Raw genomic sequence first — 19,261 nt, 5'->3', positions numbered from 1 at the left:
CCTCGGATCAGACAATAACCCCACAAAGTAGCATGGGAGTGTACTCCAACTTGTGCTAGCATCGAAAAACTAGATGAACTCCGAGCTGTTTTGCCTAAGTCCTTGAGATAGGGGGAAACAGCCGTCAGCCGATGTTCGAGCTGTAAGGGTCAGGAAAGAAATGCCCTGGCCTCCCGTATTTGGAAAGGTGTTTATGTTGCCACTTGAAGATGGTTTTTCCCGTCGTTTTTACTATTTGCGCCTGTCTGTCACCGACGTGTGCAATTTCCGTTGTACCTACTGCTTGCCCGACGGCTATCGGCCTCCGACAGGGGACAAGGAGGGACGCAAGTCGTTTCTCTCCCTGGAGGAGATCCGCCGTGTCGTGTCTGGCTTTGCCGCCATGGGCACCCGCAAGGTGCGCCTGACCGGCGGCGAACCGTCCCTGCGTCGTGATTTCACCACCATCATCGAGACAGTGGCCAACACGCCCGGGATCGAGAAGGTGGCCATGACCACTAACGGTTATCGCTTGAAAGAGCGCGCCCAAGAGTGGTTCGATGCGGGCCTGACAGCGCTCAATGTCAGCGTCGACAGCCTGGATCCCCGCCAGTTTCACCAGATTACCGGCGAGAACAAGCTGGCGGAGGTGATGGAGGGCATCGAGGCGGCGCTGGCCGCCGGCTTCAAGTCGGTGAAGATCAATGCGGTGCTGCTCAAGGGGCTCAACGATCACCAGCTGGATGCCTTTCTGGCCTGGATCAGGCACAAGCCCATCGAGCTGCGTTTCATCGAGCTGATGCAGACCGGCGAGATGGACAGCCTGTTTCGCGATCACCACACCAGCGGCGAGCTCATCAAGCAGCAGCTGCTTGGCAATGGCTGGGTACAGCAACTGCGCGGGGTAGATGACGGCCCGGCCCAGGTGTTCATGCATCCGGAATCCCAAGGCGGGGTGGGGTTGATCATGCCCTACAGCAAGGATTTCTGCGCTGGCTGCAATCGGCTGCGGGTCTCCTCGGTGGGCAAGCTGCACCTGTGCCTGTTTGGCGACCATGGGGTCGAGCTGCGGGATCTGTTGAACGCCGATGCTCAGCAAGATGAGCTGCAACAGCGGATCCGCCATGCCCTCACCGGCAAGGCCGCGACCCACCGTCTGCACGACGGCAACGCCGGCATGACTCCTCACCTCGCTTCCATCGGTGGCTGAGATGTTGATCTCCCGCACAAAAATAGCCACCGATTAATAAGCAATCCTCCCATAGGGGTAATTTGGTTTGCCCCGATTGCTGCTTATTGCGCCAAGGGTTTGATCCAGCGCAAGAATCCCCCCTGTTTATCCCCCTAGTGGTATATCGCTGGACTTGTCAGAGTCGCAATATACACCCACGCTTCTAATAGGTATTAAAAATACCAGTCACTGTCTTCGCTCTCGTGTTCTGTCCCTGAAAAAAGGAGTCGATATGCCGGATGGGGTCAACCTGTCACGCCGTAGTCTGTTTCGAGGACGACTGAGCCCGACCGAGCCCAAGGTGCAGCTGCCTTGGTCCGTTTCCTGGGCCGACTTTGTGGCCGATTGCACCCGTTGTGGTGATTGCTTGGTGGCCTGCCCCGAGCAGATCTTGGTCAAGGGGGATGGTGGCTTTCCGACGGTGGATTTTCTGCGCGGCGAATGCACCTTCTGCACCGACTGTGTGACCGCCTGCCAGGCGCCGATATTTCGGCCGACCACCCAGGCGCCGTGGGATTATGTGGCCCACATCGAAGCTGGTTGCTTGGCCAGTGCCCAGGTCTTCTGCCAGCGTTGCCAGGACAGCTGTGAGCTGCAGGCGATCCGTTTTTCCCCCCAGCTGGGGCGAGTCCCAACCCCCAGCGTTGATAGCGAGCTGTGCAATGGCTGTGGCGCCTGCGTCGCGGATTGCCCGGTTGGCAGCATCAGGATCGGAGTTCGCCATGGCGACGCGCCGACAGGAAGCAAGCGATGAGCAAGTTGGAAAATAATATGAACCGAGAAGAGTTTCACGTATCTAGCCTGGTGGTGCTGACCCAGCCTGCACTGCGTCATCGGCTCGCCGAGCAGATAGCCGCCCTCAAGGGGGCCGAGATCCACGCCGTCAGCGATGAAGGCAAGCTGGTGGTGACCCTGGAGGGGCCGAGCCAACGCCCTATCATGGATGCCATCGACGCCATTAATGCGCTGCCGGGAGTGCTCTCCGCCGCGCTCATCTACCATCAGTTCGATGAATCCGATGCCCAATGTGAGGAATAAAGAGTCATGAGACTGAGCCAGCGCGGCTTCTCATGATGCAGGTGATGCGGGGCTCTGTGCTGCCTTTATCTACCAATAGCTCGATGAATTCGATGTGCAATAACAAGGAATGACGCGTCATAAGGCTGAGCCAACGGGATCCATCAGGATGGCGGCCATTGATGCGATAAAAGCGATGCCGGGTGTGTTGTTCACCGCCTGAGCGACTACCAGATCGATACACTCGACAACTTACGCGATAAGCAAAGTGAGGATATGCCATGAAGCTGAGTCGACGCGACTTTATGAAGGCCAACGCGGTGGCTGCAGCCGCTGCTGTGGCCGGTGTCAGTGCCCCCACCCTGGCGGCGAACCTGATCACCAGTACCGACAAGACCGCCATCACCTGGGACAAGGCGCCGTGCCGCTTCTGCGGTACCGGTTGTTCTGTGCTGGTGGGCTCTCAGGGTGGCCGCGTCGTCGCGACCCAGGGCGATCCCGATGCCCCGGTCAACCGTGGCCTCAACTGCATCAAGGGCTACTTCCTGTCGAAGATCATGTACGGCCAGGACCGGCTGACTCAGCCCATGCTGCGCATGACCAACGGCAAATTCGACAAGAACGGTGACTTCGCCCCCATCAGCTGGGATCAGGCGTTCGACATCATGGCCGAGAAGTTCAAGGCCACCCTCAAAGAGAAGGGCCCGACCGCCGTCGGCATGTTCGGCTCCGGCCAGTGGACAGTGTGGGAAGGTTACGCCGCCTCCAAGTTGATGAAGGCCGGTTTCCGCTCCAACAACCTGGATCCCAACGCCCGTCACTGCATGGCTTCGGCCGTGGTCGGTTTCATGCGCACCTTCGGTATGGATGAGCCCATGGGCTGCTACGACGACATCGAGCAAGCCGACGCCTTCGTGCTGTGGGGCTCCAACATGGCCGAGATGCACCCCATCCTCTGGTCACGGATGTCCGATCGCCGCCTCTCCAATCCGGACGTGCAGGTGCACGTGCTCTCCACCTTCGAGCATCGCAGCTTCGAGTTGGCCGACAACGGCATGGTGTTCACGCCGCAGACCGATCTCGCGATCCTCAACTACGTCGCCAACTACATCATCCAGAACGACAAGGTGAACTGGGAGTTCGTCAACAAGCACACCCAGTTCCGCAAGGGCGTCACCGACATCGGCTACGGCCTGCGTCCGACCAACCCGCTGCAGCAGCAGGCGAAGAACCCGGACAGTGGCGAATCCACCCCCATGAGCTTCGATGATTTCGCGAAATTCGTGGCGGATTACGACGTGGATTCGGTCTCCAAGCTCTCCGGCGTCTCCAAGGACAAGCTGGAAAAACTGGCGCAACTTTATGCCGACCCGAGCAAGAAGGTGGTCTCCTACTGGACCATGGGCTTCAACCAGCACACCCGTGGCGTCTGGGCCAACAACCTCTGCTACAACATCCACCTGCTGACCGGCAAGATCTCCACCCCGGGCAGCGGTCCCTTCTCCCTGACCGGCCAGCCGTCCGCCTGTGGCACCGCCCGCGAAGTGGGCACCTTCGCCCACCGTCTGCCTGCCGACATGGTGGTGACCGAGCCCAAGCACCGCGCCATTGCCGAGAAGATCTGGAAACTGCCGGAAGGCACCATCCCGGACAAGGTGGGCTATCACGCCGTGCTGCAGAGCCGCATGCTCAAAGACGGCAAGCTCAACGCCTACTGGGTGATGTGCAACAACAACATGCAGGCCGGTCCGAACATGAATGAAGAAGGGCTGCCCGGTTATCGCAACCCGGCCAACTTCATCGTGGTGTCCGATCCGTACCCGACTGTGACCGCCCAGGCTGCCGATCTCATCCTGCCCACCGCCATGTGGGTGGAGAAAGAGGGTGCCTATGGCAACGCCGAGCGCCGCACCCAGTTCTGGCACCAGCAGGTCAAGGCGCCGGAAGGGGCCAAGTCCGACTTGTGGCAGCTGATGGAATTCTCCAAGCGCTTCACCGTGGACGAGGTTTGGCCGGCGGAGCTTATCGCCAAGCAACCCGAGCTCAAGGGCAAGACCCTCTATGAGGTGCTCTACAAGAACGGTCAGGTCGATCAGTTCCCGAAAGAGCAGAGCAAGGGCGTGCTGAACGACGAGGCAGAACACTTCGGCTTCTACGTGCAGAAGGGGCTGTTCGAGGAATACGCCAGCTTCGGCCGTGGTCACGGTCACGATCTGGCGCCGTTCGATCAATACCACGAGGCGCGCGGCCTGCGCTGGCCCGTGGTGGACGGCAAGGAGACCCTGTGGCGCTATCGCGAAGGCTTCGATCCTTATGTGAAGGCGGGCGAGGGCGTGCGTTTCTATGGCAAACCCGATGGCAAGGCGGTGATCTTCGCGCTGCCCTATGAGCCAGCCGCCGAAGCGCCGGACAAGGAATACGACATGTGGCTCTCCACCGGCCGGGTGCTGGAGCACTGGCACACAGGCTCCATGACCCGCCGCGTGCCCGAGCTCTATCGCGCCTTCCCGGATGCGGTGCTGTTCATGCACCCGGAAGATGCCAAGGCCCGGGGTGTGCGCCGTGGGGAAGAGGTGATCGTCTCCTCCCGCCGCGGTGAGGTGAAGACCCGCGTCGAGACCCGTGGTCGTAACAAGCCGCCAAAAGGCCTGGTGTTCATGCCCTTCTTCGATGCGAGCCAGCTGGTCAACAAGCTGACCCTGGACGCCACGGATCCGCTCTCCAAGGAGACGGATTACAAGAAGTGCGCCGTCAAGGTCATGAAGGCCTAAGGCGGGGCGCGGGGGATGAGTCGCAGCCGTCGCCAGTTCCTGGCCGATCTCGCCAAGGGGGCCTGCGGTGTGGGCCTGCTTGGTGCAGGGCTCGGCGGGGTGGCGCGCCAGCAGGCGCACGCCGTGCCTGCCCAGGCGCTGCGACCGCCGGCGGCACTGACGGAGGCCGAGTTTCTCGGCGCCTGCGTGCGCTGTGGGCTCTGTGTTGAGGCCTGTCCTTACGACACCCTCAAGCTTGCCAGGCTGCTCGAACCCGTGACCACGGGCACTCCCTACTTCGAGGCGCGTGCCGTGCCCTGCGAGATGTGTGAAGACATTCCCTGCGTGGTGGTCTGCCCGAGCGGGGCGCTGGACCCGGCCATGACCGACATCGATCAGGCGCGGATGGGGGTGGCGGTGCTCATCGACCATGAGACCTGCCTCAACTATCTGGGTCTGCGCTGCGATGTCTGTTATCGGGTCTGTCCCTTGATCGACAAGGCGATCACGCTCGAGCTGGTGCGTAATCCGCGCACCGGCAAGCACGCCATGTTCCTGCCGACCGTGCACAGCGATGTTTGCACCGGTTGTGGCAAGTGCGAGCACGCCTGCGTGCTGGAGACGGCGGCCATCAAGGTGGTGCCCCCTCAGCTCGCCAAAGGGGAGCTCGGTCATCATTACCGGCTCGGCTGGGAAGAGAAGCGCAAGGCGGGCAAGTCGCTCATCGGTGAGCGGCTCAGTCTGCCGACCCGCACCCCGGAGGGATCATGAGCGGTTACCCGGGACAGGAGGCGAGGGCACGGCTCGGCTGGTGGCGGTCACACCGCTTCCTGCTGCTGCGTCGTCTGACGCAGTTCGGCGTGCTGGGGTTGTTCCTGCTGGGGCCACTCGCGGATCTCTGGATCCTCAAGGGGAATCTCTCGAGCTCCCTGCTGCTGGAGACGGTGCCGCTGGCGGATCCGCTCACCCTGTTGCAGTCGGTCGCGGCGGGCCACTGGCCCCTCGCCACCCTGTGGCTCGGGGCGGCCATAGTGCTGCTGGGGTACTGGCTGGTCGGGGGCCGGGTGTTCTGTTCCTGGGTCTGTCCGGTCAACCTCGTCACCGATGCGGCTGCCTGGTTGCGCGCCCGGCTCGGTCTCAAGGGCAACGGCCAGTTCAGCCGCAACACGCGTTACTGGTTGCTGGCCATGGTGCTGGTCGCCCCGGTCGTCACCGGTGTGCTGGTGTGGGAGCTGGTCAACCCGGTTTCCCTCGCCCTGCGCGGCCTGCTGTTTGGCATGGGGGCGGGCTGGGGTCTGCTGGTGGCGCTGTTCCTGTTCGACCTCTTCGTGGTGGAGCGGGGCTGGTGTGGTCACCTCTGTCCGGTGGGGGCCTTCTATGCCCTGGTCAACCGGGTCGGATTTATCAAGTTGTCAGCCAGGGGGCGTGAGCGTTGCAGCAACTGCATGGATTGTTATGCGGTCTGCCCCGAGCGTCCCATTCTGCGCGGCCCGGTTCACGGTGCCAGGCGCGGTCACGGGCCCTTGATTGCGGCTCAGGAGTGCACAAATTGCGGCCGTTGCATCGATGTCTGCGCGGAGCAAGTTTTTGAAATCACTGTAGGTTTTGCCGTCAAGGCAGAGACAATGTCGGAGAACAAATAATGAAAAAGCTGATTGGAGCAATGCTGGCCTGCCTGATGGCGGGTTCCTTGATGGCGGCAGTCCCCGAGGTTACCAACAGCACGGGGGGCATCAAGTCGGAGCGAGGCAGCACGGATCTCGCGGCCGAGGCCGATCCCGCCCCGCTGAAGAACTACCGCAAGGACGGCGACATCTACGATCGCCAGTACATGCATCAGCCTCCGCTGATCCCCCACGACATCCGCAACTACGAGGTGGATAACAAGGTCAACAAGTGCCTGGCCTGCCACAGCTTCAAGAATGCCAGCCGCATGAAGGCCCCCAAGATCAGCCCGACTCACTTCGAGACCCGTGACGGCATGACCCTGGGTGAGGTCTCTCCCCGCCGCTACTTCTGCCTGCAGTGCCATGTGCCGCAAGCGGATGCCAAGCCGCTGGTGGAAAACACCTTCAAGCCCGTCGAAGCCCTGAACTGAGGAATCCACAGATGAAATTACCCGGCTTTTTGCAGTGCCTTCGGGACACCTTCAAGTCCCCCTTGAATGAAGCCCTGAACTGAGGAGTCCATTGATGAAATTACCTGGTTTTTTGCAGCGACTGTGGACCACCTTCAAGTCTCCCTCAAAGGCCGCCCTCTGGGTGCTGCTGATGATGGGCTTCTTCGGTGGTGTCATCTTCTGGGGGGGCTTCAACACCGCCATGGAAGCCTCCAACACCGAGAAGTTCTGTACCGGTTGTCATGAGATGAAGGACAACGTGTTCGTGGAATACCGCGACACCATTCACTATGCCAACCGCTCCGGCGTGCGCGCCAGCTGCCCGGATTGCCACGTGCCCCACGAGTGGACCTACAAGATCATTCGCAAGGTGCAGGCCTCCAAGGAGCTGTGGGGCATGCTGACCGGCAAGGTGGATACCCGCGAGAAGTTCGAATCCCATCGCCGCGAGATGGCCGAACGGGAGTGGCAGCGCATGAAGGACACGGATTCGAGGGAGTGTCGCAACTGCCACAACTTCGAATACATGGACTTCTCCTTGCAGGGACGTCGCGCCGCCCAGATGCACTCCACCAACCTGGCGAGCGGGGAGAATACCTGTATCGACTGCCACAAGGGCATAGCGCACCAGCTGCCCGACATGACGGGCGTGAAAGGGTTCTAAACCCAATGCCATCGGACCGGCCCTTGCCGGCCCGATGGCATTTCACCTTTATGGACTCATTAACCCCATCTTGCCGCCAACTTTTGATAGAATCCGTCCCCGGTAATGGGGCGCCTGTGCCTGTGTGCATGCACAACCGGCGTGGCCGGCGGATATCTGGCCAGGCAACCGCGTTCATCCCTTCTCCTCTCATGGTCATTGATTGACAGGAATTGTCCTGATGGCATCAAAAAACAGTGAATTCATTCCCCTCAAGATCGCCGTGCTGACGGTCTCCGACAGCCGCACCGCCGCCGACGACAGCTCGGGGGATTATCTGGTATCGGCCCTGACTCAGGCCGGACATCACCTCGCCGATCGGGCGCTGTGCGCCGACAACCTGTTCCGCGTGCGGGCTCAGGTCAGCGACTGGATCGCCGGCGAGGCGGTGCAAGTGGTGCTGGTCAACGGTGGCACCGGCTTCAACGAGCAAAACCGGGTGCCGGAAGCGGTCGGTGTGTTGTTCGAGCGCACAGTGCAGGGCTTTGGCGAGATGTTCCGTCAACTCTCCTTTGCCGAGATCAAGGGCTCTGCCATGCAGAGCCGGGCACTGGCGGGGCTGGCCAATCGCACCCTCATCTTCTGCCTGCCGGGCTCCACCGGCGCCTGCCAGCTCGGCTGGGAGCAGTTGATCCGGGAGCAGCTCGATGCCCGTACCAAGCCGTGCAACTTTGTCTCCCATCTTTGAATCGCGGCGCGTGTCAGCACGCGCCATCCACTCCAGCTCTCAAGCAGGGGAACAGTGATGAACCTGACCCATCTCAACCAGAGCGGTGAAGCTCACATGGTGGACGTCACCGACAAGCAGGTCACGGAGCGGGAAGCCCGCGCCGAAGCCTTCGTGACCATGGCCCCCGCCACCCTGGCTCTGATCCTGAGCGGTCAGCACCACAAGGGGGATGTGTTCGCCACCGCCCGCATCGCCGGCATCATGGCGGCCAAGAAGACTGCCGACCTCATTCCCCTCTGCCATCCGCTGGCCCTCACCAAGGTGGAGGTAGAGATAGAACCCCAGTCCGAGCACAATAGGGTCCACATTCGCACCCTCTGCAAGCTCTCCGGCAAGACCGGGGTGGAGATGGAAGCCCTGACCGCCGCCTCGGTGGCGGCGCTCACCATCTACGACATGTGCAAGGCGGTGCAAAAAGACATGGTGATCGAGCAGCTGCGACTGGTGGAGAAGCGGGGCGGCAAGTCCGGCCATTTCCAGCTGGCCAGCCCGTTGGATAACCCCGAGGAGCCAGCATGATCAAGGTACTGTTTTTTGCGCAAGTCAGGGAGCTGGTCGGCTGCGACGAGCTCAGCCTGCCGTGCGACTACCGGGATGCAGAACAGCTGAGAGCCGCGCTGTGCGAGCGCGGCGACAAGTGGGCGCTGGCGCTGGAATCCGGCAAGCTGCTGGTGGCGGTGAATCAGACCCTGGTGCCGCTGGAGACGGCCCTTGTCGATGGCGACGAGGTGGCCTTCTTCCCCCCCGTGACCGGAGGCTGAGCCATGTCCAACGAGCTGCGCAGTGACGCCGTCGACCGCATCTTGGTGCAGCGGGCCGACTTCTCCCTCGGGCAGGAGTACGAGCGGCTCGCCGCCCGCCACGACACAGGGGCCATCGTCACCTTCGTCGGCAAGGTGCGCGACTTCAATCAGGGGGAGCAGGTCTTGGGGCTGGCCCTCGAGCACTACCCCGGCATGACCGAGAAGGCGCTGGCCGATATAATCGCGCAGGCGCGCACCCGCTGGCCGCTGCAGGAGTGCACCCTCATTCACCGCATCGGCGAGCTGCTGCTCGGCGATCAAATTGTGCTGGTGGCGGTGAGCAGCGCCCATAGAGACGCTGCGTTTGAGGCTTGTCACTTCATCATGGATTTTTTGAAGACCCGGGCGCCGTTCTGGAAGAAGGAGCTGACCGCCGAGGGGATACAACGCTGGGTCGAGGCCAAGGAGAGCGACAACGCCGCCGCGGCCCGCTGGCAGTCAGGGGAATAGGCCCCGTCACAGGATCTGGTCACGAAGGATCCGCAACCAGGAGTAAGGGAATGAAACCGCTGTTATCTGTTGTCATGCTGGGGATCTGCGCCGCGGCGCTGCACACCACCGCCGTGCAGGCCGATGAGGTCAAGGTCGCCGTGGCCGCCAACTTCAAGGGCACCATAGAGCGTATCGGCAAGGACTTCACCGCCAAGACGGGCCACACCCTGGCCATCTCCTCCGCCGCGACCGGGGTGCTCTACACCCAGATCACCCACGGAGCCCCCTTCGATCTCTTCCTCTCCGCCGATGTGAAGACTCCTCAGAAACTGGAAGCTGAAGGCAAGGGCAGCGAGCGCTTCACCTATGCCATCGGCCAGCTGGGCCTGTGGAAGAAGGGCGGTCCGGCACCCGATGAGGCCACCCTGCGCGACTGGAAGGGCAACCTCGCTATCGCCAACCCGAAAACCGCGCCTTATGGCACCGCCGCCATGGCGACCCTGGCACACCTCAAGATCGATCCCAAGCAGTATCGTCTGCTGACCGGTACCAACATCGGCCAGACCTGGCAGTTCGTTGACACCGGCAACGCCGAGATGGGCTTCGTCGCCTGGGCCAACCTGGTGGAAGCGGGCAAGACAGGGGAAGCCTGGGCCGTGCCGAACGCCTTCTATCCTGCCATTGAGCAGCAGGGCCTGGTCCTGAAGAAGGGCGAAGCGGTCGATGCCCTGGTGGCCTGGCTCAAGGGCCCGGGCCAGGAGCAGATCAAGGCCGCGGGTTATGCCCTGCCGCAATGATGGCATGAGAGCTGACCCCGTATGGTGACTGGCCGGCCCCTGGGCCGGCCAGTCTGCAAGATAAGGATGCAAAACATGCTGTTGCCTGAATTCGATTTGGGAGCCGGACATGAGTGAAGGGGGTCTGCTCGCGGCGTTTCGCCTGACCCGGAAGCGGCGTCCGGTCACTCATGGCATCCTATTTTTCACCAGAACCGAAGAGGAGACTCTATGAGTGAAGGGGATCTGCTCGCCGTCTGGCTGACCCTGAAACTGGCCGCCAGCACTACCGGCATACTCCTGCTGCTGTCGCCGCCGCTCGCCTGGTGGTTGTCGCGCAGCCAGCACAGGCTCAGACCCGTGGTGGAGGCGCTGGTGGCGCTGCCCCTGGTGCTTCCGCCGACCGTGCTCGGCTTCTATCTGCTGCTCGCCTTCTCCCCCACATACGGCTTCGGCGCCTGGTGGCGGGATACCTTCGGTGCACCGCTCGCCTTCAGTTTCCTCGGCCTGCTGTTCGCCTCCGTCATCTACTCCCTGCCCTTCGTGGTGCAGCCCCTTACCTCCGCCTTCGTCAACATGGGCAACAAGGAGCTGGAAGCGGCCGCGACCCTGGGGCTCGGGCCCTTAGAGCGCTTCTTTCACATCATCTTGCCGATGACGCTGCCGAGCTTCGTGATGGCGGCGGCCCTGGGCTTTGCCCACACCCTGGGGGAATTCGGGGTGGTGCTGATGATAGGCGGTAACATCCCGGGGGAAACCCAGGTGCTCTCCATCGCCCTGTTCGATCACGTGGAAACCATGGATTACCAGAGCGCCCACTATCTGGCCGGTGGCCTGATGGGCTTCTCCCTCGTCATGCTGGTGCTGGTCTATGGGGTATTGCAGCGCAGGCAACGGAGGCTGTTTGGCTGAGGACGAGTTTCATCGAGAGGATATGTTCATCGCAATGCAGAATGCATCACAGCAGTACGAAACAGTCTGTCCTGCCAGTCAGGCACAGTGGCGGGAGTGGCTGCACCGACACCACCTCGAAAGAGAGCAGATCTGGCTCATTTACTACAAGAAGGCATCGAACAAGCCCTCGCTGAGCTGGTCGCAGGCCGTCGATGAAGCACTCTGCTTTGGTTGGATAGACAGCACCAAGAAGAGCCTGGATGGGGATCGTTACATGCAGTTGTTCAGCAGGAGGAAACCCGCCAGCACCTGGTCCAGCATCAACAAGGAGAAGGTCACGAGGCTGGCTGAGCACGCCCTTATCAGCCCCGAGGGGCTCAGGGTCATTGAACTGGCCAAGGGTAACGGCAGTTGGAATAGCTTGGACGAGGTAGAGGCGTTGCTCATCCCGGCCGATCTGGCGCAGGCGTTTGCCAGCCAGCACGGTGCGGCTGAGTGGTTCGAGGCGCTCAGCAAATCGGCGAAAAAAGCGCTGCTGATGCGTCTGCTTCAGGCTAAAAAGGCGGAAACCCGGGCGAAGAGGGTGGCAGAGATAGTGGCCAGCACCTTACCATCCTCGGCCACGCCATCAGTGGCCTGAATCCATGGAGATAAAGTCGGTGATGACCCTCTCGTTGCAGGTGTACCGCCAGTTTGGCGGATTCGAACTCGATTGCGATCTGGCACTGCCCCTTAGCGGCATACTCGGGCTGTTCGGCCCCTCGGGCTGCGGCAAGAGCACCCTGCTGCGGATCATGGCGGGGCTGGATCGCCAACCGCAGGATCGCCTGTGCTGGCAGGCGCGGGAGATGGCCGGCCTGTTGCCTGAGCAGCGCCGTATCGGGCTGGTGTTTCAGGACTCGCGGCTCTTCCCTCACCTGACGGTGCTTGCCAACTTGCGGCTGGCGGCCAAGAAGGGCAGGGGGCGCTGGCAGCCAGAGGAGTTGGCCCAGCGGCTCGGCTTTGCCGAGTTGCTGAGCCAGCCGGCCCACGGTCTCTCCGGTGGCCAGCGCCAGCGGGTGGCGCTGGGGCGGGCCCTGCTGGCCGAGCCGGACTTGCTGCTGCTCGATGAACCCTTCTCGGCGCTGGACAGACGCAGCCGCATTCAGCAGGCCCATGTGCTCAAGGGGTTGCAGCGTGAGAGCGGCATGCCGATGATCTTCGTCAGCCACGCCATGGAGGAGGTGAGCCTGCTGTGCGATCAGCTGGTGTTGCTGGCCGGCGGCAAGGTGGAGGCCCAAGGTCGGCCGAGCGAGATCTTCGCCCGCACCGACCTCTCCCTGGCCAGTCGCGACGATGCCGGCGTCATGCTGGAGACGAGCCTGTCCCACTACGATGCGGCCTCGCAGATGGCGAGCCTGCAGCTCGGGGATCAGCTGCTGATGGTCACCATGGAGCATGCTCCCGACGAGACCGGTCCCCTGCAGATCAAGGTGGCGGGGCGGGATGTGGTGATAGCGACCGCCCCCATAGAGCATTCCAGCCTCTCGAACTGCCTCGAGACCCGTCTGCTCGAGGTGCGTGAGCTGAGGCCGGGGCAAACCCTGTTGCAGTTGACGCTGGGGCAGCAGATACTGCTGGCCCGGATCACCAGCCGCTCCGCCGCACGGCTTGCGCTGATGCCAGGACAGCGGCTCTTCGCCTATATCAAGGCCGTCAGCCTGGTGGGCGAGGGGTAACGAGCACCGGCTCCGGGATCTGGCGCGCAAGCCGTCAGGGGCGGATGTTGAGGCAGGCAGGAGTCGAGAGGAAGAGATCCGTGCGTCGTAATCAGGTAATGAAATCCCACGGGCTGGCCCTGCGCAGTGCAGGAGAAGGCCCCCTGCTGTTGCTGCTGCACGGGCTCGGCTCCTCTAGCCTCGACTGGCAGGCGCAGATAGAGCGCTTCAGCGAACACTACCGGGTGGTGGCGCTGGATCTGCGCGGCCACGGCCAGAGCCTGCAGGAAGGCCCCTTCGACGTCGGCACCTTGGCCGGTGACGTGGCGCGCTGGCTCGACGAACAGCCTGAACCCGCCTGGATAGTGGGCTTGTCGCTGGGGGCCATGGTGGCGCTGGAGCTGGCCCTGCAATTGCCGCACAAGGTGCGCGGGCTGGTGCTGGTCAACGGCTTCAGCGAGTTCCTGCTGGAGACCCCCAAGGATCAGGAGCGCCATGCCATGCGCCTTAAATGGCTGCGCTGGTTCGGCATGCGCCCGCTCGCCTGGTGGCTCGGCCGCGAGCTGTTCCCCGGCCCCGAGCTCGCCCAGGTACGCGCCACTTTCCGCCAGCGCTTCGTGCGCAGCAACAAGAAGAAGACCTATCGGGCCCTGCTCGATGGCCTGCCCGGCTGGTCGGCCCGCGCCCGTCTCGGCCAGATAGTGCAGCCGGTCGCCATCATCTCCACCACCCAGGACTATCTGCCGCTGGCCAAACGGGTAGAACAATTCGCTGCCCTTCCCAACGCCAGCATCCACACCCCCCCAGGTCATCACGCCTGGCCGGCGGAAGATCCCGCCGGATTCAATCATTTGCTTCACCGGATTTTAGAAACTCATTAAACTTGTCGCCCCTTAGCCTTATTCACCGTGTATGGATTGGTCCGATCGCCTTGCCAAGGGCATAAGGCAAGGCAATCGGACCCATTTCGCTCTATCAACAGGGTTTTCCTCATGTCTGAAGTAATAAAAATGGCCATCGATGATGGTTCGACCAACGTCAAGGTGAGCTGGATCGAGAACAAGGTGCTCAAGACCATCATCTCTCCCAACTCTTTCCGTAAAGACTGGAAGAGCGCCGCCTTGCGCAAGGACAAGAAGATCTACAACTACGAGATAGGCAACACCAAGTACACCTATGACGCCACCTCGGACAAGTCCCTGGCGACGACCCATGTGGAGTACCAGTACGACGACCTGAACCTGCTGTCCGTGCATCATGCCCTGTTGCAGACCGGCGTCACCCCGGGGGATGTGGCCATTACCGTCACCCTGCCCATCACCGAGTTCTACAACCCGGATGACTGTCAGCGCAACGAAGAGAAGATTGAGAAGAAGCGCCGCAACCTGATGCGTGCCATCTCCCTGAACAAAGGTGAGCTGTTCAACATCGTCAGCGTCGAGGTGATGCCGGAAAGCCTGCCCGCAGCCCTGTCCCGTCTGGTTGGCTCCGGTTGCAACGAGTTCACCAAGACCCTGGTGATCGACTGCGGTGGCACCACCCTGGACATGGGGATCATCGTCGGTGAGTTTGACGATGTCTCCGATGTGTATGGCAACAACGAGATCGGCGTCTCCATGGTGACTGACGCCACCCGCAAGGCCCTGGCGGCGGCAGACAGCGACTCCAGCTACCTGGTGGCGAACGAGTTCATCAAGCGTCGTCACGACATGAGCTTCGTGCGCGACGTGGTCAATGACGAGAGCCAGATCCCGCGCATCCTCGAGAAGATGCAGAACAAGATCGACGAGCTGGGTTCCCAGGTGGCCCACGAGGCGAAGAAGTTCGCCAAGAACCCGAACCGGGTCTATCTAGTCGGTGGTGGCGCCTCCCTCATCGTTGAGGCGATCAAGAGCGCCTATCCGACCCTGGGTGAGCGGGTCGAGCTGTTGGAAGACGCCCAGTCTGCTCTGGCCCGGGAGATTTGCCTCTACACCACGGAGGAAGAAGAGGTGTATCGGGAAGCGGCCGTGATGGCCGGGGTTGACGATGAGTAGTCAGCTCAAGCGCATGACCTTCTCCATCTACATGGATCCGGGTGCGCTGGAGTCTGACCGCTATGCGGCTGGGGTATTGCAGAGCTGGTATCAAAGGGCCCGCAAGATCCAGGACGGGGTCGAGGAGTTCGATTTCTCCAAGAGCCGCTTCCACAAGGACATCTACCTGTCCGGCATGTTCATGTACGTGCTGGCCCCCAGCCTGTGCAAGGCGGTGGCCAATGCCTTCGGCCCGGAGCAGGTGAGCCTGGCCACCCTGCGCCATGCCTTCGCCAGCTGCGGCTTCGATCTGGGGCAGGGAAGTGATGCCCCGGCTCTGACCGACGCCATGATCGATCAGATAGTGGCCAGGTTGGCTCCCCAGTTGGGTCAGGACAACAGTGCCCAGATACTGGAAGAAATAGTGCAACGCCTGAGCCAGCCTCAGGCCATGCCGGCGTCGGACCAGTTGGTGGATGAGATAGTGAGCCGCCTTGGTGAGCAGCAACCCACCGAACTCTGGGATGAGCTACGCCAGGGATTGCCAGGGGCGCTGGATCACGATCAGCTGGCGGACGCCATCGCAGGCAAGCTGCCTGCGATGGGGGTTGAGACGGATCTGGCGCCACTGCAGAACAGCCTGGCGCTGCTCTCTCGCCAGCTGGAGGAGCAATCCAAACTCATTCGTGAGCAGCATCGGCTGATCCAGCGATTGGCCAGCCAGCCGGGCCGACAGGTCGGGGATGAGTCGAGTGCCGAGCCGCTGATCGAGGATCTCTCGAGCCAAGTGGCCAACATGAAGAAGGTCAAGGCGAAGGGGATCTTCTAAGCATCTCGTCATCAATAAAAAGCCGAACTCCTGGGTTCGGCTTTTTATTGGGCGCAACTTATTGATGAGAATGCGTGCTCAGGGATGTGAGCAGACCGGGCAGTCGGGGCGCTTGGGCAGCTTCAACTCGCGAAATCCGCCGCCAAGGCCGTCGATCATCAGCAGCCGGCCGCTGTAGGTTTTGCCCATGCTGGCCAGCAGCTTGATGGCTTCCAGCGCCTGCAGGCTGCCCACCAGCCCCACCATGGGGGCCAGCACGCCGGCCTCGACGCAGGTGAGGGATTGCTCCCCAAACAGCGAGCTCAGGCAGGCGTAGCAGGGCTCACTCTCCTGCCAGGTGAAGCTGCACAGCTGCCCCTCCAGCCGGATGGCGGCGCCGGAGACCAGCGGCACCTTATGCCGTCTGGCCTTCTGGTTGAGCAGGTTGCGGATGACTACGTTGTCGGTGCAGTCGAGCACCAGCCGGTGGCTCGGCAACAGGGCATCGAGCAGCGCCTCGTCCGCGACGGCGGCGTGAGTTTCCACTTTCAGCCAGGGGTTGAGGGCACGCAGGGACTCGGCGGCGGAGTCCACCTTGTACTGACCGATGCGCCCGTCGTTGTGCAGCACCTGGCGCTGCAGGTTGGATAGCTCCACCTTGTCGAAATCCACCAGGGTCAGCCGCCCGACCCCAGCCACCGCCAGATACTGGGCGGCGGCGCAGCCAAGGCCGCCGGCACCTATCACCAGCACATGAGCCTGCTTGAGCGCCTCCTGTCCCTCGAAGTCGAAGGATTTCAGGATGATCTGGCGGTTGTAGCGCAGCAGCTCCGCGTCCGAGAGGATCTCGCTCACAGCAGCAGCCCCGCGAAGGGCTCGACGGTGACGGTGTCCCCCGCCGCCACCCTGCCGCGCTCTTGTTCCAGCACTATGTAGCAGTTCGCTTTGGAGAGGGAGCTGAACACCCCGGAGTCCTGAGAGCCTGTGCTGCGCACCTCGAGGCCGTTCGGGCCCGCGCTCAAGATGCCGCGCTGGAAGTCCAGCCGGCCCGGCGCTTTTTTCAAGGGTTCGCTCGCGACGGCGCCGATCCGCAGTGGCGGTATGAAAGTCTGGCCGGCGAGCTTGGCCAGGGCCGGGCGCACCAGCTGATCGAAGGTGACCATGGCGGAGACCGGGTTGCCCGGCAGGCCGAAGAACCAGGCGTTGGGCAGGCGGCCGAAGGCGAACGGCTTGCCCGGCTTGATGGCGAGTTTCCAGAAGCCGATTTCACCGAGCTCTTCGAGCAACTGCTTGGTGAAGTCTGCCTCGCCGACCGAGACGCCGCCCGTGGTGATCAGGGCATCGGCTTCACTGTCTGCCTGGATGAAGGCGGCACGCAGTTGCGCGGGATCGTCCGGGATGATGCCAAGGTCCAGACAATCGATGCCGAGGCGCGCCAGCATGGCCTTGACCCCGTAGCGGTTGGAGTCGTAGATGTCGCCGTGAGCAAGGGGCGTGCCCACTGGCTTGAGTTCATCGCCGGTGCTGAAGATGGCGACTTTGAGCGGACGGCGCACGGTGACGGTGGCGATGCCCAAGGAGGCCAGCAGCGGCAACTCGCGGGGGCTCAGACGCAGGCCGGAGGCCAGCACCTGCGAGCCCTCAGCCATGTCTTCACCGCGGCGGCGGATGTTCTGGCCGGGTCTGGGCTGGCTGATAAAGCGCACCAGCTCCCCTTCGAGCTCGGCCTCCTCCTGCATGATGACAGCCTCTGTGCCGGCGGGAACCGGGGCCCCCGTCATGATGCGGATGCAGTGGCCGGCGGGCCACTCTCCCTCATAGGGCTGACCGGCGAAGGCCTTGCCCGCCACCTTGAGCGGGGTACCGGTGGCGAGATCGGCCAGACGCACGGCGTAACCGTCCATGGCGGAGTTATCGAAGGGGGGCACCGAGAGGGGGGAGGCGATATCTTCCGCCAGGATCCGATCCAGCGCCTGGGGCAGCGGCAACTGCTCGGTGTCGCAGTTGCAGGCGAGTTGGTCCAGCATCCCTTGCAGGGCCTCGTTCAAGGGGAGCAGTGCGCCAGTGTCGAATCCCATCTTCATGACCTCTTTGGTGTGGTAGAGGGCGGATTATCCCAAAAAAACCGCGCCATGGGCAGGTTCACCGCACAGGAATGCGTGGCGAGCGGGAATGAGGGGATGAAAGGTGACATTATCTCGTCCAACTCCCCCCGTATGGGCAGGGTGGATCGAGGGTAAAACAGGACGGTTTGACATAAAGTCAGGTGTCGGGCTTGAGTTAGTCCGAATTATGACAATAATCGCCCTGTACTATTACCGTCCTGAACGGGTGCGCACCGCAGAGTGCCGTCACCGGTACGGTGGCCATCACAGTCCCTGAGCGTGGGAGAGAAACAAGATGACGAGCTTAAGTCAGGAAGCCCTGTTGGTCAGGGCCGCCCTCGAGGCCCAGGGCCTGGAGACACCGCTGGTGGCCAATGAACTGAACGGCCAGCAGAAGAGAGAGAAGATCGAAGGCCACATGCGCGCCATCATGGAGACGCTGGGGCTGGACTTGACGGATGACAGTCTGACCGAGACGCCGCACCGCATCGCCAAGATGTACGTGAACGAGATCTTCTCCGGCCTCGACTACAGCACCTTCCCCAAGGTGACGGTGATCGAGAACAAGATGAAGGTGGACGAGATGATCATGGTGCGGGACATCAGTCTCACCAGCACCTGCGAGCACCACTTCGTCACCATAGACGGGCTGGCCCACGTGGCCTACATCCCCCGCGGCAAGGTGATAGGGCTCTCCAAGATCAATCGCATAGTGCAGTTCTTCGCCCGCCGGCCCCAGGTGCAGGAGCGGCTCACCCAGCAGATCCTGCTGGCGTTGCAGACCCTGCTCGGCACTCGTGACGTGGCCATCAGCATCAAGGCGACCCACTTCTGCGTGAAGGCCCGCGGCGTGATGGACTCCACCTCCTATACCACCACCACCTCCCTCGGTGGTGTCTTCAAGACCCAGCCGGACACCCGCGCCGAGTTCCTCGGCGGCCTGAAAGGCTGACAACGGGGGGGCGCCCATGCCCCCGCCGTTTATCCCCGTACTGCCCCCTCAAGATTTCCTCAGAAAAGTGTTAAAGCCGTGACTGCACTGGCCGATACAGCTCTTCATGCCGGCCCATGGTCCTTTGGTGTCCATCTGGGATCCGGCATCGGCTCTATGGCCCTGATGTGACGGGCCGGGACTCACAGGGCGTGGTGCCCGGGAGGCTTGAAATACTGCAATGGATGGCAGCTATGGTGCCCCGTGCCAG

Annotated in this window: 22 protein-coding genes and 1 riboswitch; of the genes, 20 read left to right on the top strand and 2 right to left on the bottom strand. The window is 62.2% G+C overall.

From position 1 onward, the window contains the following. Positions 1-66 precede the first annotated feature (66 nt). Positions 67-206: riboswitch (molybdenum cofactor riboswitch) on the top strand. The 19 genes from moaA (at position 194) to BN1124_RS11090 (ending at position 15,975) form a co-directional block, all read left to right on the top strand. Beyond that, positions 194-1,189, top strand: a complete 996-nt coding sequence (gene moaA / locus BN1124_RS11180; RefSeq protein ID WP_042641898.1) for a GTP 3',8-cyclase MoaA — start codon at positions 194-196, stop codon at positions 1,187-1,189. (Overlaps the previous riboswitch by 13 nt.) A gap of 253 nt (positions 1,190-1,442) precedes the next feature. Further along, a complete protein-coding gene (gene napF, locus BN1124_RS11175; RefSeq protein WP_042641896.1) occupies positions 1,443-1,964 on the top strand; it encodes a ferredoxin-type protein NapF in 522 nt (173 codons plus the stop codon). Beyond that, positions 1,961-2,248, top strand: a complete 288-nt coding sequence (locus BN1124_RS11170) for a chaperone NapD (RefSeq protein WP_378052299.1) — start codon at positions 1,961-1,963, stop codon at positions 2,246-2,248. Before napF ends, BN1124_RS11170 begins: the two co-directional genes overlap by 4 nt. A 260-nt stretch (positions 2,249-2,508) precedes the next feature. Further along, positions 2,509-4,998 carry a nitrate reductase catalytic subunit NapA gene (gene napA / locus BN1124_RS11165; protein WP_042641894.1) on the top strand — a complete coding sequence of 830 codons (2,490 nt, stop codon included), beginning with the start codon at positions 2,509-2,511 and terminating at the stop codon, positions 4,996-4,998. A 15-nt stretch (positions 4,999-5,013) separates the two neighbouring features. After that, entirely contained in the window at positions 5,014-5,748 is a 735-nt protein-coding gene (gene napG / locus BN1124_RS11160; protein WP_042641892.1) for a ferredoxin-type protein NapG, read from the top strand. Then, positions 5,745-6,620, top strand: coding sequence for a quinol dehydrogenase ferredoxin subunit NapH (napH, locus tag BN1124_RS11155; RefSeq protein ID WP_042641890.1), 876 nt, complete (start codon positions 5,745-5,747; stop codon positions 6,618-6,620). The genes napG and napH overlap by 4 nt, the downstream gene beginning before the upstream one ends. Continuing rightward, the gene (locus BN1124_RS11150; protein ID WP_042641888.1) at positions 6,620-7,075 is read left to right on the top strand and encodes a nitrate reductase cytochrome c-type subunit; all 456 of its coding nucleotides are present in this window, start codon (positions 6,620-6,622) and stop codon (positions 7,073-7,075) included. The genes napH and BN1124_RS11150 overlap by 1 nt, the downstream gene beginning before the upstream one ends. A gap of 94 nt (positions 7,076-7,169) precedes the next feature. Then, positions 7,170-7,760 carry a cytochrome c3 family protein gene (locus tag BN1124_RS11145; RefSeq protein WP_042641886.1) on the top strand — a complete coding sequence of 197 codons (591 nt, stop codon included), beginning with the start codon at positions 7,170-7,172 and terminating at the stop codon, positions 7,758-7,760. Positions 7,761-7,980: 220 nt separating this feature from the next. Then, the gene (gene moaB / locus BN1124_RS11140; protein WP_042641884.1) at positions 7,981-8,487 is read left to right on the top strand and encodes a molybdenum cofactor biosynthesis protein B; all 507 of its coding nucleotides are present in this window, start codon (positions 7,981-7,983) and stop codon (positions 8,485-8,487) included. A gap of 57 nt (positions 8,488-8,544) precedes the next feature. Then, positions 8,545-9,048, top strand: a complete 504-nt coding sequence (gene moaC / locus BN1124_RS11135; RefSeq protein ID WP_042641882.1) for a cyclic pyranopterin monophosphate synthase MoaC — start codon at positions 8,545-8,547, stop codon at positions 9,046-9,048. Continuing rightward, complete coding sequence (gene moaD / locus BN1124_RS11130) at positions 9,045-9,290, top strand: molybdopterin synthase sulfur carrier subunit (protein WP_042641881.1); 246 nt, start codon at positions 9,045-9,047, stop codon at positions 9,288-9,290. The genes moaC and moaD overlap by 4 nt, the downstream gene beginning before the upstream one ends. A gap of 3 nt (positions 9,291-9,293) precedes the next feature. Then, a complete protein-coding gene (moaE, locus tag BN1124_RS11125) occupies positions 9,294-9,782 on the top strand; it encodes a molybdopterin synthase catalytic subunit MoaE (RefSeq protein ID WP_042641880.1) in 489 nt (162 codons plus the stop codon). 50 nt (positions 9,783-9,832) lie between these two features. Next, complete coding sequence (gene modA / locus BN1124_RS11120; protein WP_042641878.1) at positions 9,833-10,561, top strand: molybdate ABC transporter substrate-binding protein; 729 nt, start codon at positions 9,833-9,835, stop codon at positions 10,559-10,561. A 210-nt stretch (positions 10,562-10,771) separates the two neighbouring features. Beyond that, the gene (gene modB, locus BN1124_RS11115) at positions 10,772-11,452 is read left to right on the top strand and encodes a molybdate ABC transporter permease subunit (RefSeq protein WP_042641876.1); all 681 of its coding nucleotides are present in this window, start codon (positions 10,772-10,774) and stop codon (positions 11,450-11,452) included. After that, on the top strand, positions 11,445-12,074 hold the full coding sequence (locus BN1124_RS11110; RefSeq protein ID WP_197066205.1) for a YdeI/OmpD-associated family protein: 630 nt from the start codon (positions 11,445-11,447) through the stop codon (positions 12,072-12,074). Before modB ends, BN1124_RS11110 begins: the two co-directional genes overlap by 8 nt. Positions 12,075-12,096: 22 nt before the next feature. Beyond that, a complete protein-coding gene (gene modC / locus BN1124_RS11105) occupies positions 12,097-13,152 on the top strand; it encodes a molybdenum ABC transporter ATP-binding protein (RefSeq protein WP_042641875.1) in 1,056 nt (351 codons plus the stop codon). An 80-nt stretch (positions 13,153-13,232) separates the two neighbouring features. Next, positions 13,233-14,012, top strand: coding sequence for an alpha/beta fold hydrolase (locus BN1124_RS11100; protein ID WP_042641873.1), 780 nt, complete (start codon positions 13,233-13,235; stop codon positions 14,010-14,012). A gap of 111 nt (positions 14,013-14,123) precedes the next feature. Further along, the gene (parM, locus tag BN1124_RS11095; RefSeq protein WP_231553635.1) at positions 14,124-15,167 is read left to right on the top strand and encodes a plasmid segregation protein ParM domain-containing protein; all 1,044 of its coding nucleotides are present in this window, start codon (positions 14,124-14,126) and stop codon (positions 15,165-15,167) included. Further along, positions 15,160-15,975, top strand: coding sequence for a hypothetical protein (locus BN1124_RS11090; RefSeq protein ID WP_231553634.1), 816 nt, complete (start codon positions 15,160-15,162; stop codon positions 15,973-15,975). Before parM ends, BN1124_RS11090 begins: the two co-directional genes overlap by 8 nt. A gap of 78 nt (positions 15,976-16,053) precedes the next feature. On the opposite strand, the gene moeB is transcribed toward BN1124_RS11090, so the two are convergent. Both moeB and moeA read right to left on the bottom strand, forming a co-directional pair. Then, positions 16,054-16,809, bottom strand: coding sequence for a molybdopterin-synthase adenylyltransferase MoeB (gene moeB / locus BN1124_RS11085; protein ID WP_042641869.1), 756 nt, complete (start codon positions 16,807-16,809; stop codon positions 16,054-16,056). After that, positions 16,806-18,032, bottom strand: a complete 1,227-nt coding sequence (moeA, locus tag BN1124_RS11080; RefSeq protein WP_042642349.1) for a molybdopterin molybdotransferase MoeA — start codon at positions 18,030-18,032, stop codon at positions 16,806-16,808. Before moeA ends, moeB begins: the two co-directional genes overlap by 4 nt. A 322-nt stretch (positions 18,033-18,354) precedes the next feature. On the opposite strand from moeA, the gene folE reads away from it, so the two are divergent. Further along, complete coding sequence (gene folE, locus BN1124_RS11075; protein WP_042641867.1) at positions 18,355-19,011, top strand: GTP cyclohydrolase I FolE; 657 nt, start codon at positions 18,355-18,357, stop codon at positions 19,009-19,011. The last annotated feature ends 250 nt before the right edge of the window (positions 19,012-19,261 follow it).

Source organism: Aeromonas eucrenophila, assembly GCF_000819865.1.
Lineage (GTDB): Bacteria > Pseudomonadota > Gammaproteobacteria > Enterobacterales > Aeromonadaceae > Aeromonas > Aeromonas eucrenophila.
The sequence above is the reverse complement of the archived record's forward strand: the minus strand, read 5'-3'. Positions and strand labels throughout refer to the sequence as shown.